This window comes from Nocardia coffeae (genome assembly GCF_019890715.1).
In the GTDB taxonomy this organism is placed as follows: Bacteria; Actinomycetota; Actinomycetes; order Mycobacteriales; family Mycobacteriaceae; genus Nocardia; species Nocardia jiangxiensis.
Genome location: NZ_JAINZY010000002.1, coordinates 532,709 through 548,814 on the forward strand (window position 1 = coordinate 532,709; position 16,106 = coordinate 548,814).

Annotated in this window: 11 protein-coding genes; 7 read left to right on the top strand and 4 right to left on the bottom strand. The window is 66.5% G+C overall.

Going from position 1 to position 16,106, the window contains the following annotated elements; all coding sequences use genetic code 11:
- Positions 1-221: 221 nt before the first annotated feature.
- On the bottom strand, positions 222-3,011 hold the full coding sequence (locus tag K7711_RS11640; protein ID WP_222968296.1) for an aminotransferase class I/II-fold pyridoxal phosphate-dependent enzyme: 2,790 nt from the start codon (positions 3,009-3,011) through the stop codon (positions 222-224).
- A gap of 620 nt (positions 3,012-3,631) precedes the next feature.
- On the opposite strand from K7711_RS11640, the gene K7711_RS48895 reads away from it, so the two are divergent.
- On the top strand, positions 3,632-5,281 hold the full coding sequence (locus K7711_RS48895) for a hypothetical protein (protein WP_222968298.1): 1,650 nt from the start codon (positions 3,632-3,634) through the stop codon (positions 5,279-5,281).
- 205 nt (positions 5,282-5,486) lie between these two features.
- Positions 5,487-6,632, top strand: a complete 1,146-nt coding sequence (locus K7711_RS11650; RefSeq protein WP_222968300.1) for an alpha/beta hydrolase — start codon at positions 5,487-5,489, stop codon at positions 6,630-6,632.
- 178 nt (positions 6,633-6,810) lie between these two features.
- Here K7711_RS11650 and K7711_RS11655 read toward each other — a convergent pair whose 3' ends face one another.
- Positions 6,811-8,064 carry an MFS transporter gene (locus tag K7711_RS11655; protein ID WP_222968309.1) on the bottom strand — a complete coding sequence of 418 codons (1,254 nt, stop codon included), beginning with the start codon at positions 8,062-8,064 and terminating at the stop codon, positions 6,811-6,813.
- Between the two features lie 77 nt (positions 8,065-8,141).
- On the opposite strand from K7711_RS11655, the gene K7711_RS11660 reads away from it, so the two are divergent.
- On the top strand, positions 8,142-9,056 hold the full coding sequence (locus K7711_RS11660) for a LysR family transcriptional regulator (protein WP_222968311.1): 915 nt from the start codon (positions 8,142-8,144) through the stop codon (positions 9,054-9,056).
- Positions 9,057-9,343: 287 nt separating this feature from the next.
- The gene (locus tag K7711_RS11665) at positions 9,344-11,401 is read left to right on the top strand and encodes a CocE/NonD family hydrolase (protein WP_222968326.1); all 2,058 of its coding nucleotides are present in this window, start codon (positions 9,344-9,346) and stop codon (positions 11,399-11,401) included.
- Positions 11,402-11,510: 109 nt separating this feature from the next.
- Here K7711_RS11665 and K7711_RS11670 read toward each other — a convergent pair whose 3' ends face one another.
- Complete coding sequence (locus K7711_RS11670; RefSeq protein ID WP_222968328.1) at positions 11,511-12,119, bottom strand: class I SAM-dependent methyltransferase; 609 nt, start codon at positions 12,117-12,119, stop codon at positions 11,511-11,513.
- Between the two features lie 475 nt (positions 12,120-12,594).
- On the opposite strand from K7711_RS11670, the gene K7711_RS11675 reads away from it, so the two are divergent.
- The 3 genes from K7711_RS11675 (at position 12,595) to K7711_RS11685 (ending at position 15,466) form a co-directional block, all read left to right on the top strand.
- Complete coding sequence (locus K7711_RS11675; RefSeq protein ID WP_308014643.1) at positions 12,595-13,872, top strand: diguanylate cyclase domain-containing protein; 1,278 nt, start codon at positions 12,595-12,597, stop codon at positions 13,870-13,872.
- Positions 13,873-13,894: 22 nt separating this feature from the next.
- Entirely contained in the window at positions 13,895-14,281 is a 387-nt protein-coding gene (locus K7711_RS11680; RefSeq protein WP_222968336.1) for a phosphate signaling complex PhoU family protein, read from the top strand.
- Positions 14,282-14,503: 222 nt separating this feature from the next.
- Positions 14,504-15,466, top strand: coding sequence for a ferritin-like domain-containing protein (locus K7711_RS11685; RefSeq protein WP_222968338.1), 963 nt, complete (start codon positions 14,504-14,506; stop codon positions 15,464-15,466).
- Between the two features lie 270 nt (positions 15,467-15,736).
- Here the strand turns inward: K7711_RS11685 and K7711_RS11690 are convergent, their stop codons facing one another.
- A complete protein-coding gene (locus K7711_RS11690) occupies positions 15,737-16,087 on the bottom strand; it encodes a hypothetical protein (RefSeq protein ID WP_222968340.1) in 351 nt (116 codons plus the stop codon).
- Positions 16,088-16,106 lie beyond the last annotated feature (19 nt).

Consider the following 16,106-nt stretch of genomic DNA (forward strand, 5'->3'; position numbering starts at 1 on the left):
CTCCCATCCATAAAGGCACTGCACCACCACCACGCCACCCGGATTCCGGTTCGCACTCTGGAGAACGCGGGCAAGATTCGACTGCGACACGCGACCGAAGGCTGGGAACCTTCGGTATTCCGGCTCCGCCGGGTGTTGTTCGGGGTAGCTGGCGTTATCCACGTGCAGCCGGGCCCGTTTGCCGCTCATCGGCCACACCGCCTCCACACCGGGCCGGCCGGTTATCCCAATGACGCCGATGCCGGAGCTGCCTCCAGCGCCTCGCCGGCCGTCGCGGCGACGGCGTGCCGCGTCGCGGCCAGCCGGGCGAGCGCGGCCTCGGTGAACACCGACAATCCGAGGTCGGGGTTGTACCCGTGAATTTCCCTGACGTCGAGTTCGGCCAGGAAATACAGGATCTCCCGCGAGATCACCTGACCTGGCACCAGCACCGGGAAGCCGGGCGGGTACGGGACGACGAAGGTGGTGGATACCAGGGTCTTCCCCTTGGCGATCCGTCGCCCGGCGTCGCCGAGCAGGACGTGTTCGCGGTCGGACTCCGCATACCCGGCATAGAAGGCCGATCGTATGTCGCCGAACAAGCTGGCGCCGTCGGGACGAAACACGCTGTCGAACTCGCTGAAGTCGGGCAACGCCGGCAGATCCTTGGTGATCTCGCCGACCCGTCGCCGATGCAGGGCACGATCGGCCTCACCGGCCGTGTTCAGGCTGCGGTCCAAGTCGGTAGCCACCCGACGCAGCACGTCGAGCAGGTAGTGCACGCTCGACCAGGTGACGCCGATCGTGAAGATCAACAGCACACTGTTGATCGAGGTCTTGTTGATCTGGATGCCGAACCGGTCCATCAGGACCTGCTCGCGGAACTCGAACCCGTTCATGCCGGTCTCGCCGATGAACAGGGTGACCCGAGTCGGGTCGAGCACGAACTGATCGGACCGCCACGCCTCGTTCCAATCCGCCAAGCCACCCAATCTGACCTGCTGGTACGAGCTGACTTCAGAGCGCCGGAACTCGCCGGGCACCAGGTCGGCCTCGTCCAGGATGTGGAACCACTTGCCGATCAGCCAGTCTTTGCGGACACGGTGACGAAAGATCAGCGCCATTTCGTAGACGTTCCGGACCAGCTGGAAGCCCTCGATATCGACCTGCCGCCGCGCCAGGTCCAACGACGCCAGCAGTTGCTGGTTCGGCGAGGTCGAGGTGTGGGTCAGGAACGCCTCAGCGAACGCCTCCCGGACGAGAGCTTGGAAATCCTGGTCGCGGACGTGGATCATCGACGCCTGCCGCAGCGCCGACAACGACTTGTGGGTGGAATGCGTCGCATATACGCGTACCTTCGCCCGCCCGGGATCGGGAAGCAGCCGGTGGTTGCTCCACTCGGCACGCTCGACCCCCTGCATCGAGGCACGCCACGCGCGATACTCCTCGGCATACTCAGGCGAGGACAATGTCGATTCGAGTTGCTCAGCGGCGACCATCGCGGTCCGCTGCCGTGCCCACGGCACGGCGGTGGCGAACGCGTACCACGCCTCGTCCCACAGGAAGCAGATGTCCGGCTTGATCGCCAGCACCTCCTCCATGACGCGCCGGGGGTTGTAGACGACGCCGTCGAACGTGCAGTTGGTGAGCAGCAGCATGCGCACCCGGTCCAGTTGCCCCGCCGCCTCGAGGTCCAGCAGCGCCTTCTTGATGGTGTGCAGGGACACGGCTCCGTAGATCGCGAACCGCGCGAGCGGGTAGGCGTCCAGGTACATCGGGTATGCCCCGGCGAGCACCAGGCCGTAGTGGTGCGACTGATGGCAATTGCGATCAATCAGAACGATATCGCCCGGCCGGGTCAGGGCCTGCACCACGATCTTGTTCGCGGTCGATGTTCCGTTGGTGACGAAGTACGTGTGATCGGCGCACCATGTCTTCGCTGCTTTGTCCATCGCCGATCTGATCGTGCCGTGTGGATCCAGCAGTGAGTCCAGCCCGCCGGAGGTGGACGACGTCTCGGCCATGAAGATGTTGCGGCCGTAGAACTCGCCCATGTCCTGCAGCGACCTGGAGTTGAAGATACTGGCACCGCGCGCGACGGGAAGGGCGTGGAATTGGCCGACCGGCGCGGCCGCATATGCACGCAAGGCGTCGAAGAACGGTGTGGCGAACCGGCTCCGAAAACCGGCCAGCACGGTGCTGTACAGGTCGGTGACATCGTTGAGCCGATAGAACGTGCGGTCGTAGACGTTCGGCTGGTCTTCGGTCTCCGCGGCGATCGACTCGTCGGTGAGGAGATACAGGTCGATGTGCGGCCGCAATTCCTTGATCCACTCGCCGCATTCGACCCAGCTCTGTGTGCGGTCTGTCACGACCACGTCCTCGTTCGCGCCGAGCAGCGTGGTCGTCAACGGCACCCGGTCGCGGGAACGCAGCGGCAGGTCGTGCCGGATGATCGCCGCCTGAATCTCACCGTTCAGCGCGACGGCCGTGATGGCGTCCTCGATGCTCGCCACGACAAGCAGCTCGAACTGCACACCGTCGGACGGGTCGCGAAGCGCCCGCAGTCTCGCCGCCAGGCTCTCGGGAGCCTCGGGCGGAGAGTCGTCGCCGAGCAGGACGGTGAAGAACTGCTGCTGTTTGGTCCGTGCCACGAGCTCCTGATCAGCCAACGGCGCGGAGGTGTCGAAGACCACTGCACCGTCGCCGTACTCGGAGAGCAGGCGCACGGCCAGCGCCACCTCCTCGGTGATCTGCACCGTGGCAAGATCGGCGACATATCCGCGAAACGCCGCCAATCTCGCCGCGCCCGGGTACAGCCAGTACCGCTCGTAGGCGCCGAGACGATCGAGCAAGCGCCGCACCCGGGCAGCTTCGTGAGTGGTGTCCAGCCCGGCACGGCTGACATCGGCTAGCCGGTGGCACGCGTCGTCGAGCAGATTCCAGGTGTCGATTCGCGAGTACGACGGGTTCGCTACCGCCGCCAGCGCGGAAACACTGAGCCTTTTCGGGCGCTCGTCGTCTCGGTGCATATCGTCAGTTTCGCCCCCCGATCAGTGCAGGCGAGGTGATCTGTCGAACACGTAGGATCAGCCTGGAACAGTCATTCCCTGCAAATATTGTGTCCCACCGCCGAGCAAATTCCTAGCGGCATCGCTCATGCCGATACTGACCGACACAGAGGTGGCCCACCTGACCAACCTCGTCGACGAATCGAAAGCCGTCCTGGACCAGCCACACCAATCCACACTCGACGCGCACACATCGGCCCTGGAGAGCCACCGCCGACCGGCATCGCGACCCGACCGCTGACGAATTGGCCTCGACGACTGCGGAAGATCGCGCACTCGGACCTTCCGTCAGACATGACACAGTCACCAGATCATCACTGACACCCCGGTTGTCACGCACGTCCCGAAGAACCGATCGATCACAACCTCGCGGATCAAAATCTCAGCGCACCAAGGCACTTCGGCCGCGAGGGCGATCCGGGTTTCTACACCTGGTTGCCTGACGCGGATGCGTTCGCGGTTCCAGGGCAACGGTATTGCGGCGGTAGCCGATTTCTGGGACGGTGTGCTTTGTGTCACATCGACTGTAGTTCTCGGCGTCGACGTTCGCGTCGGCACGTTCAATCCGCAGAGGAGTTCGTGTGAGTGGTTCCTACACCTTCCCGGCCGTCGAGACTCTCGCCCCGGCTCCGCCTCGGACCGCGTACCTGATCGCCAGCGGCGATCTGCGTCCTGCGGCGAACGAGATGGGGTGGCCCACGCAGGTCGAGTTGGAGCGGATCGTGACCGAGGCGTTCGGTGGGTTCGGCTGGAATGTCGTGCGCGGCAACGGGATCGATCCGTGTACCGGACACGGGTTCATCAGCAGTCAGCGGATGGGGCTGGACGTGTTCGCCACCATTCCGTCCGATGCGCCGTTGATCGTGGCCGAGGCGGTGTGGCAGTACAGCCATCATGTGCTGGCGGGTCTGCGCACGCACGAGGGGCCGATCCTGACGGTGGCGAACTTCGCGGGCAAGTGGCCGGGGCTGGTCGGATTGCTCAATCTCAATGCCGGACTTACCAAGATGGGCAAACCGTATTCGACGATCTGGACGATCGACGGCACCGACGAGTGGTTCCGGGACGGGATCGGCAGCTGGATCGAGACCGGAACGATTGTGCACGACGCATCGCACGTCCGTCCGCTGCCCGCGTTGGCGGAGAGTGCCGAGCGTGATCTCGGCGTCGCGCTGGCCCGACAACTGCTGCGGGACAAGGCCATCATCGGAATCTTCGACGAGGGCTGCATGGGCATGTACAACGCCATCTTCGACGACGAGGTGCTCAACGGGATCGGCATCTACAAGGAGCGGCTGTCGCAGAGCGCGCTGTGGGCCGAGATGCTCACCGTGGGTGACGACGAGGCCGCCGAGATCGGGCGTTGGCTGCTCGATGCGGGGATGACCTTCAAGATCGGCACCGATCCGCGCACCGAGCTGACGCAGGATCAGTTGGATCTGCAGTACAAGATGTACATTGCGGCGTTGCGGATCGCGGACGACTTCGGTCTCGACGCGGTGGGGATCCAGTATCAGCAGGGGCTGAAGGATCTCGCTCCGGCCTCGGACCTGGTCGAGGGGCTGATGAACAATGTCGAGCGTCCGCCGGTGCGTAGTCGCGACGGGCAGCGCGTGCTGTGGGAAGGCCGTGCGATACCGAATTTCAACGAGGTCGACGAGGGGGTCGCGGTCGATTCGCTGGTGACCAATCGGGTGTGGACGGCCATGGGGCTGGACCCGGCCACCACTCTGCACGACATTCGCTGGGGTGAGGAGTACGACGGGCAGTTCGTCTGGGTTCTGGAGATCTCGGGTTCGGTGCCGCCGTCGCATTTCGCGAACGGTTACGCCGACGCCGAGGGCTGGCGTCAGGGGCCGATGTTCTTCCCGGCCGGTGGGTCGACGATCAACGGCATCTCCAAGCCGGGCGAAATCGTCTGGTCGCGTGTGTATCTCGCCGATGGGCGGCTCAATGTCGACCTCGGGCGCGGGACCGTGGTCGAGCTTCCGCGGGAGGAGAGTCTGCGGCGCAAGAACGCGACCAATCCCGAGTGGCCGATCATGAATGCGGTGCTGCACGGGGTCTCGCGGGATCAGTTCATGGCGCGGCACAAGGCGAATCACGCGAATGTCGTCTACGCACCCGATGTCGATACCGCGGACAAGGCGCTGCTGGTCAAGGCGGCGTGCTTCGACGCGCTGGGGATCGTCGTGCACCTCTGTGGCACAACGGCTTTGACGACGAGCTGAGCACGTCCTTCGCGCGTGCGGGCAGATCGCCCGCTCGCTCCTGCGCGGGTGCGAGGGCCGTTGCGCGTCACCGGAGTTCGGTGCGGACGGGGCTCGCCGGTCGGCGGTGGTCGTCGAGGGCGGTACTATGCGGGCCGCTGTCCGCTCTCGACGATCACCCGCTGCGGCCGGACAGCCCGAGTGCATCGATGCGAGGCTTGTGGTGTTGAGTTTGACCAGCGACGCGCTGCTCTACACGGTCGTCGTCACGGCTGTGGTGGCAGTGGGCGTCACCCTGGTGGGATGGAACCGATTGCGCGGGCCCCGCGCGGTGCGGTGGCTGACCCGGCTGTCGATGATCGTGTGCTGTCAGTGTGCCGCAGTGGTTTCCGTCGCGGTGTGGGTCAACGACGCCAACGGTCTGTACACCTCGTGGAACGATCTGCTGGGCCGGACACAGATGCCCACGGTGACGGCCGCCGAGGCCACCGAGGAAGCGCCGGTGACCTTCCGGACTCTGGGTGACCGGGTGGCCGAAACCGACTATCAGGGGCCTGAGTCCGGGCTCGCCGGTGAGGTATTGGTCTGGACGCCACCGCAATACGATCAGGTCGCCTACCGAGATCACCGGTTCCCGGTGATCGTGCTGCTGCACGGCGTGCCGGGCAGCCCGGTGGCGTGGGTCCGGGGTGGTCGTGCCCCCGAGCTGCTCGGGGCGCTGATGCGGGACGGGACGCTGCCGCCCGCGGTGCTGGTCATGCCGCGCATCAATCCGGGCAGCAACACCGACTGCATCAACGTTCCCGGCGGTGCGCAGACCGCGACCTGGCTGGTACACGACGTGCCACGAATGATCCAGCGCCAGTTCCGAGTTCGCGCCGACGCGAAGGGATGGGCGCTGGCCGGTGACTCCACCGGCGGCTACTGCGCGGCGAAACTGCCGCTGCAGTACCCGAAGGTCTTCGCCACCGGACTCGCGCTGAGCCCCGACGACTTCCACGGTGATCCCGCCGTCATCGATGATCCGGCGCTGCGCACGGCCAACGATCCGACCCAACTGGCCGCCCGCGGCGCGGCCGTATCCATCATGGTGGCCACCAGCGTCAACGATCCGTCCAGCAGCCCCGACAACTCACGAGCCCTGTTCGAGGCCGCCCGCGCACCCACCCGGGTCGCGGCCCCGCTCATCCTCCGCGACGGCGGCCACAACTGGGGCACCTGGCAAGCCATGTACCCCACCGTTTTCGGCTGGCTCGGCCCGCATCTGAGGCCGTCCGCCGACGAGCCGCTCATGAAACAGGCGACGAACGTCGCCCACGAGAACGCGACCTACCTCTGCCCAACGGGGATACAGTGCCCCGGCACGCGGTAACGGTTCATCCGAGCACCGAGCACCGAGCACCGAGCACCGAGCACCGAGCACCGAGCACCGAGCACCGAGCACCGAGCACCGAGCACCGAGCACCGAGCACCGAGCACCAAGAACCGAGCACCGGGGCGCGGCTGGGGACGTAGCAGGCGAGTAGTACCGCAGACAAGCGATGGTGCCCCTAGGGTTGTTGTACCGCTTCGGAACTCGCCAACTGCCGAGGTTGCGCCTGGGGGAGCTTGCGCAGGGTGAACGCCAGGATCAGCACCCCCAGCACGAGTGCGCCGACGTAGATTGTCACGCCGGACCAGCCGTCAGCGCCGTAGGCCAGGCCGCCGAGGGACCCGCCGACGCTGGAGCCGAGGTAGTAGCAGAACAGGTAGACCGCGGGACCCTGCACGTTCAGGGTCGCCGCGCGCGGGCCGACCCAGCCGCTGGCGACCGAGTGGGCCGCGAAGAATCCGGCCGTGGTGACGATGAGCCCGATCACCACGAACACGATGTTCGACGGGAACATCAGGGCGACGCCCGCGAGCGTGATCAGCGCGGTGACCGGCAGCATGCGTGGTCGGCCGAGCACGTCGACCAGACGACCGGCGACCGTGGAGGACACCGATCCGGCCAGATACACCACGAAGATCAAACCGACGATGACCGGAGCCAGCGCGAACGGCGGGCTCAGCAGCCGGAAGCCCAGGTAGTTGTACACCGTGACGAAGCAGCCCATCAGCAGGAACCCGCAGGCGAACAGGCGGATCAGACCGGAATCGGTGAAGGACCGGCCCACCGCCCCGGCCAGATGTCGCACGCGCGGGGGACTCGGGACGAAATTCGCCGACGGCACGATATTGATCCGGAACACCACCGCGCACAGCATCGCGAGGACACCGACCACCGCCAGCGCCCACCGCCAATTCGACAGGTCCAGTACGAAACTCGCGATCAGGCGGCCCGCCATCCCGCCGATGCCGTTGCCCGCGATGTACAGGCCCATCGCGAAACCCAGGGAGCGGCGGTCGATCTCCTCGGCCAGGTAGGACATCGCGGTGGCCTGCAGTCCGGCCAGGGCCAGGCCCTGTAGGGCGCGCAGGACCAGCAGTATCGCGAAGCTCGGGCTGAACGCCTGCGCGATCCCCAGGATCGCGGCGGCGAACAGGGAGGCGGTCATCATGGATGTCCGCCCGACCACTCCCGACAGCGCCGTCAGCGGGATCACCCCTACGGCCAGCCCGGCTGTTCCCAGCGATACGGCCAGGCTCGACGCGGCCGGAGTCAATCGGAACTGGGTGCTCAGTGCGGGCAACAGCGCCTGCACACAGTAGAGCGTGGTGAAAGTCGCCAGCCCGGACGCGAACAGCGCCAGGGTGATGCGGCGGAAACCGGAGGTGCCGTGCAGATGCCGAAGCGCGGTGGACTGGGGAGGCGTACTTCTCACGTGTACTGACCGTAAGCAGTGGCATATTATTCGTCCAATACGTAAAAATCCCTTCAATCATCCATTGGTGGATTATTTTGCTGGACGACGCACTGACCACGAACCTGGTGGACCTGGCACCGCGTCTCGCGCTGCTGGAGGCCCTGGTCGATGAGAGCAACCTCACCCGCGCGGCCGCGCTGGTGGGCGTCCCGCAACCCACTGCGAGCCGCTGGCTCACCGAACTGGCCGAGAATCTGGGCACGCCGGTGGTCAGCCGGATCGGCCGGGGTATCCGGCTGACTCACGCGGGACAGCAGTTGGCCGAATCCGCTCGACGAGCGGCGGGCGAGCTGCGGCTGGGTCTGCGGGCCGCGCTGTCCGAGGCCGATCCGGAGCGCGGACACGTCTCGCTGGCTTTCCTGCACACCATGGGAGGTGTGCGCGTCCCGGAACTGTTGGCCGGATTCCGCACCGCGCATCCCGGCGTCCGGTTCACCCTCGTGCAGGGCGCGAGCGAGGATCTGTTGCAGCGGCTGAACAGGGGTGAGGCGGATCTGGTCCTCACCGCGCCGCTGCCGGTCGAGGATCCCGGTTTCGCTACCTCCGAGATCGCGAAACAGCCACTGGTGGCCGTGGTCCCGACGGGGCATCCGCTCGCCTCCCGCGCGCGCGTCGGGCTCACCGAACTCGCCGAATCGGAATTCGTCTCGCTCAAGCCGGGTTTCGGCCTGCGCCGCATCATCGATGATCTGTTCGTCCAGGCGGGCTGTACACCGCGGGTCTCGTTCGAAGGGGAGGAGGCGGATACGCTGCGCGGCATGGTGGCGGCGCATCTCGGTGTGGCGATCCTGCCGGAGTCCGAGCCGCTGCCGAACCCGGGCACCGTCGAGATTCGGCTGCACCCACCGGCTTTCCGGGAGATCGGCCTGGTCTGGTCGGCGGATCGTGCGTTGCCGCCGGCGGTGCGCATGTTCCGCGACTACGCCGAGGGTTCGGCCGACCGCAGCTGAGTATCGTTGCTGCACTGTGTGTTCCGCAGGTGTGCAGCGCGACAGGGCTTCTCGGAGCGTTCGGCCGGTCGTCGCCCTCGGACGCGTTGTGGTACGGCGCATTGTACGGAACGACGAGCCGGTGACCGTTGTGAGTGACACCAGGACCACGGGCACCCGACAGGTAATGGGCTCAATTGTCGCGCCATGCGGATGCGGGCGGGGGACCTGAGGTTAGGTTCGAACAAATCTCGGGTCGATCACTCCCCGCTGCCGATGCGGTGTGCCGGGGAGGAGATGAGGCGACAATGGTGTCACGGTGGGGAATTCGCTCGGCCTCCGGTCGCGGGGTGGCAGGCCGAGCCGGTGTGCTCGCATGTGTGATGGTCCTGGTCGCGGGCGGGGCCTGGGGTCTGCGGGCCGCGTCCGCGTCGCCGGTCGGTTCGGGACCGGCCGCGTGGACGGCCACCGCGGACGGGCCACAGCGCTACTCCGACGTGCACATCGACTGGGATGTGCCGATCCGCATGAGCGACGGAGTGGTGTTGAAGGCCAACGTCTATCGCCCGATGGACGCGGCCGGGCAGATCGTGTCGGACCCGTTGCCGACCGTGGTGAATATGACGCCGTACACGAAACTCGTGACCAATCTGATCGATTCGGCGATGGCGGTGCCGAAACTGCAGCCGCTCGCGGTCCAGCTGGCCCGTTCGATCGATCTGACCGGCACGCCGATCAGCGGCTTCGGCGATCTGGTGCACGCCGTCAGCGGCGGCGCGATCACGGTTTTCGGGGTGGATCGCAACCTCATCCGCAGCGGTTACACGATGGTGGTGGCCGATGTGCGCGGAACCGGGTTCTCCCAAGGGGATTGGAACACCCTGTGCGCGCGTGAACAATTGGACACCCGCGAGGTGATCGACTGGTCCGCGCACCAGCCCTGGTCGAACGGCAAGGTCGGCATGAGCGGCATGTCGTATTCGGGCATCAATCAATTGCAGGCCGCCGAGAACGCACCCGGGCCGTTGAAGGCCATCTTCCCGGTCGAACCGGGCAGCGATCTGGTCCGCGACGTGGTCGCACCGGGCGGCGGTCTGGGGACCACGTTCATGCCGCTGTGGTTGTCGCTGGTCGATGCGCTCAAACTCGTTCCGGACGTGCGGTCGATGGTGACCGGGACCTTCGATTGGCAGTGGCTCTCGGACCGGGTGGCCGATCCGCTCACCATGTTCGACGCGCTGCTGGCGGCGCTGACCGTGCCGACGGTCGACGCGGTGCCTCCGACGCTGGCGACCCTCCTGCAGTCCGATTCCCCGTTCCGCCGAGGCGTCCTGGGGCATCCGGAGCGAATCACGGTGCCGACGTTCGTCTACGACGGATGGCACGACATCTTCGCCAACAGCGCCGCGCACGTCTACGACGCCATCCCGTTGCCCGCGGGCGAGAAACAGTTCCTGATGGGCGACACCTACCACATGAATCCCGGCTCGGGCACCGGGATGCCCGGCGGGCCACCACGATTGGATGTTCTGCAGCGAGCGTGGTTCGACCACTGGCTCAAGGGCGTCGACAACGGCATCACCTCGTACGGTCCGGTCACGATGCGCCAGCAGGGCGGTGGCTGGGTGACCAGCAGCGGCTTCCCGGAGCCGGGTATGGAATATCGGCGGGTGTATCTGTCGGCGACACCCAGCGGGACCGCGCCCGCCACCGTGCACGACGGCTCGCTGACCTCGAACGTGCCGGGCCGCGACCGGCTCACCGTGGCACCCGGCCTGACCAATGCGTGCTCGCGCGATGCCGCACAGGGTTCGATGGGTATCAGCGCCGTACTCGACCTGTGCGCCAAGGACAATCGAGTCGCCGAGACGAACGGCCTGACCTTCACCAGCCCGCCGGTCGGCACCCCGACGGTGATCTCCGGGCCGATCAACATCCATCTGAACACCGTGCAGGACACCACCGACGGATACTGGGACGTCACCGTCGACGATGTCGCCCCGGAAGGCACCTCGACTGTCCTGACCACCGGCCAGTTGGCCGCCTCCCTGCGCGCGATCGACGACGCCGAGAGCCTGCGCTCACCCGACGGCGACTACACCCAGCCCTACAACCTGCTCACCCTCGACAGCCTGCGCCCCACCGTGCCGGGCCAACCGACCCCGCTCGATATCGCCGTCATCCCCACCGACGCGGTGCTCCAGCCCGGCCACCGCCTCCGCATCGACGTATTCGCCGGAAACTTCCCCAAATCCCTGGCCCTACGCCCCCTGCTCAACAACACCCAACTCGCACCCCAGCACCTCGATCTGGACCCCGCCGCCCCCAGCTTCGTCAACCTTCCCACGAACACGCCGATCCCGTAGTCGCGATCGATTACCAACTGGCGCAGCATGTTTCATCCCCGCAGCGAGGCCCGATCGCATCCGCGGAATGAGGCATCGGTGGGAGGTCGGTGCGGTCTGGTGCAGGAGGTCACCGCCTGTTGTCGGCGCGGCGCAGCCGGTAGAGGTGGAGCGTGCCGATCGGGTGCTTGGGTAGCAGCACGTCGTCGACGATTGTCCAGCCCGGAAAGGCTGTCGTGATGTCCGTCGGCGCGGCGCCGCGGGGTAGTGGACCGCGCCGGCCCGGTTCGACGGCGATCATGAGCAGGGTTGCGTCTGCGGCGGCTGCGGTGTCGACCTGTCTGCCCAGGGCGTGCCGCTCTGGGTCGGTGAGGCCGTGGAAGGCGCCGAAGTCCAGGATCAGCCTGTATCCGGTCCCGACCTGGGCCGGGAGGGCGGTGATGTCGCCTTCCAGGAAGCGGACATCGACGCCGGCGGCGCGGGCGCGTTTGGTGGCGCGCCGGATCGCCTTTCGCACGATGTCGACTCCGGTGACCTGCCACCCTCGCCGGGCCAGTTCGACAGCGTGTACGCCGGTGCCGCAGCCGAGGTCCAGTGCGGCCCCCCACGGCGCCTGTGCTCTTGCCTGCTCCCGGTTGAATTCGGTGGCCAGAATGCGAGGTGCGTCGCCGTGCCGGGCCGCCGCCTCCCACGGGCGAAATCCCAGCGTGTGCGCCACCCGATACCCGAAGACACTCACAGCAGACCTCCCACGTGGATCACGATGGGCAAGCGGTACTCGAGGCGTTGTCTGGGCCGGGTCACAATCGCGTGCGGACTATGCCCGAGCGACGATCGGCATCAGCTGACACGATACGCCACGCCGACTTCCCGTGGTCCGTCCGGAATGTCGCCGCGCGGCACCCTCGATCTTGCCGGGATCCGGCTATCGATGCCGCTGCGGCGGCTCCCGGCATGACCACCGTCGAGACCCGGACGAGTCCGGCCCAATGACAGACGATCCCAACTCCGCACCCAAGTCCTGGCATCGCGCCCCGCGCACAGCGCAACACCTCGCGGCGCGGTTCACCACGTCGATCACCGAACCCTCGGCCGCTATCGCGAGCGCATCAGAATTCGACGCAGTAGATTCAGAGAGGTCGTGATGTCGAATGGCTATAGAGCCCGCTCTCGAGGGGCTGTGAGTGGCTCGGTCCCCGAAGGGGATTATTGCAGTGGGTGATGTCGAGCAGATGCTGGCCAGGGCTTGGCTCAAAGCCCTGACTCGTGGTGCGGCACGTGAGGCGGCTCCGCAGTCGCGGTACCTGCTGCACGGCCTGATCGTGGATCTGCTGGCCGCGTTGCACACGGATCGGTTCGATGTGTCGGTGGGTGTGCAGGTCGGGCGGGCTCTGGTCGCAGCGGGCTGGACCGATGAGATGGTTCCCTGGGTATCGGCGCGGGTGCTGCATCGGCTCGCCGATCACTGTCGGCACCCCGACGCCGACGCCCGGCTCGCCGCGCTCCTGGCCGGCCTCGGGCAAGGCCACCAGGCCGGGCTGTGTGAACTCCGCGATCTCGACCACGCGCACACCACGCCGCAGCCCGACTCTGCGGACAGTGGCCCGGACAGCAGGTTCCGGATGGTGTTCGACAACATCGCCGCCGCGGTCGCTATCGGTGATGTCGAAGGCACGCTGCTGGAGGCCAACAGTGCACTCGCCGAGATGATCGGTGTCCCGGTCGAATCGCTCCAGGGCATATCGGTGTACGACTTCGCGCACCCCGACGACAAGGAACACATCCGCAGCCTGGTGTTCGAAGAGTTGGTTCCCGCCCGCTCGGGCACGGTCCGACTCGAACGCAGACTGGTCCGCGCCGACGGCACGATCGGGTGGATGTCGTTCGCCATCACCTACGTCCCCGGGCTCGGCGATCACCCCGACTACCTCCTCGCGGTGGGTGGCGACGTGACCGAACTACACCAACGCCACGAGGAACTGCACCGCCAGGCCCGGCACGACCCGCTGACCGGGCTCCCTAACCGTCGCATGCTCACCGAACGGGTCGACGAGCTGATCACCACCGCACACCCCGAGGATCGGGCCGGATTCTGCTTCGTCGATCTGGATCATTTCAAGGCGATCAACGACCGCTACGGCCACAGCGTCGGAGACAAGGCCCTGTCCGCGGTCGCGGCTCGTCTGCGCAACAGCGTGCGCGATCAGCATTGTCTCCTGGCGCGCATCGGCGGGGACGAATTCGTCGTCCTCATCCCGCCACCTGCGAGCACGTCCCGGACCACGCTCATCGCGGACCGGCTGTTGACGGCGCTGGCCGTCCCGATCATCGTCGATGGGCATTCGCTGCGGATATCGGCGAGCATCGGTGTCATCGTCAGACCCCTGGCCGGGGCCGATACCGAATCCCTGCTGGCTGCCGCTGACGCCGGTCTCTACAACGCCAAGTCCAACGGCAAAGGCCACTGGGTCTTGCAGATCCTCGACGCCTGACCGCGCTGGCCAGGATGACGTCATGGACCGCCTCCACGAAGAACTCCTGGCCACCGTGCTGGACCCGGCATCGGACCACGGAATCACCACCGCAGTGGATCTCACATTGATCGGCCGCTACCACGAGAGATTCGCAGACAACGCCGTCGAGGTCGGACGCCGCACCATCTTCCTGGCCACCGGCAAAACCGCTGACGAATGGAACCCCACACACCGCACCGACGAGGACCGACAACCAGCCCTGCATCGGGCATGCGAGCAGCAACTGGACCGGCCCGGTGGCTGCGATAGACCGTCCGCATCGCGCCAATTAGCGAAACAGGCTCCGCAACAACGGTTTACGTGGCTCACCCGGGCGATGCGATCGTGCCCTCGTGCACAGCTTCCTGGCGCTACTGCCGAATGGTGACGCTCGGGCGAGTGATCGGCCCGTGCGGCAGCGGATCTCGCTGCGGTGGTCCGGTGTGGGTGATCTGCGTGGTTCACGCGAGCGGGTATTTCAGTGTCGTTCGACCTCGCTGTATACCCGTCGATGTGCCCTGTTGGAGCTGGTTACCGGGCAGTAGAATCGCCAAACGTCACACCTTGCGCCGACTCGACGCGTTACCAACGCCGAAGGGACGAGATACGCATGAGTACACGCGATACGACTACATTGTCGGCGCAGTTGCGCGCCGTCCTGGCTTTGACCCACACCGAAATCCAGATCGCGGACACGCGCATCGCGCAGGCCCGCACCGAGGCGGCACGTCGCGCGCTGTCGGACAACGCCGACAATGCCCGCGACCGCGCTCACGCCATCGAGGCAGCCATCCGTGAACTGGGTGATGTCCCGCAGCGGGTCGCGCCCTTCCTCGGGCGCGGCGCCGCCGTGGTCAAGGCTGTGATCGACCAGGCCCAGCCGTTCGATGAAGCTCTGCTCGGTGACCTGACTCTCGAACACCAACTCCTGGACCGCGCCCGCTACATCATGGCCCTCGCGACCACCGCCGGGCACCCGGGCGTCGTTGCGTTGGCGCAGCGGTTGATCACCGAGCACACCGAGACCGTGGACTGGCTGACCACCGTGCTGGCCGAGGACGCTCTCGGCGGTCCGGCCGCACTGCGCCACACCCGTTTGCAAGCGGGTGCCGGGACGCTGGTGAAGCTGGTCAACCTTCCGGTCAGTTGGTCCGCGCGTGGCCTGGACCGGGTGCTGGACGCTGTGCGTGCCACTCCGCCCGCGCTCGGTGAGTTGCTCGCCCAGGGCGCGCACGCCGGTGATGTGGCCGTCAAAACCTTCAGTGCCTCTCGCGACGCCGCGCTCGCCACCGCCGAACAGGTCGCCCGTGATGAAGGCGCCGACACCGCGGCTGGCGCGTTGCGTTCCATCCGCACCTCGACCGGCACCCTCGAGTCCAGTGAGTTGCCGATCGGCGACTACGACGACTTGACCGTCGCCCAAGCCGCCGCCGCGATCAAGGACCTCACCGAACCGGCCGACATTCGAGCCATTCTCCTCTACGAGCAAGCCAACAAGGACCGCCACGGCGTCATCACGGCCGTGCAATCCCGGCTCACCGCGATCGCCCACGAAGTCGCCGGTCTCAGCTGACTACTCGTCCCGACCGCCACTACCGCGGTGGCGACGGGCTCAGTGGCTCGAGCCGCTCTCCAGAAATTCTCGGATGAAGCAGAGGGGACAGATGGGGTCGAAGGGAGCTGTCGTATGGGTTCGACCGGTGAGTTCAGGGTTCGCTGTTGTCGGGCTGGTGGCCGCCGCCAGGGCGGGTTGGAGAACCAGCGCCAGAGCGATCGCTCCAGCGGCAACGACCTTCGACACGACACGATGCACGAGATCCTCCATTCCGGGTGGGATGGGCGCTCACGATATCAAGGTCGCACCGCTCTGTGGCACCGTTTGGTGACCGACGGGTTCTGCCTCTGCGGTGGGGAGTGTTCGATAGTCCTCGTCGTCGGCGAGTTCGCAGATCCGAGTGTCCGGGGTGCCGATGAATCCGGCCCGAGCGATGGTTTCGCGCAGGGCGGGATCGGCGAGGAAGTTCTCTGCTGAGGCTCTATCGGGGAATTCGGTCAGCACCGTGACGTCGTCGCCGATTCGGTAGATGCGATGGCCGGTCGCGCCGTGTGCGCGGCGGTTGTCCTGATGTCCGGCGAAGACCGCGCGCCAGATGTCGAAGTCGCGCACGCGGTGTCGGGTGATGAGGGTGGTCACGGGTGATCGCTCCGGGAGG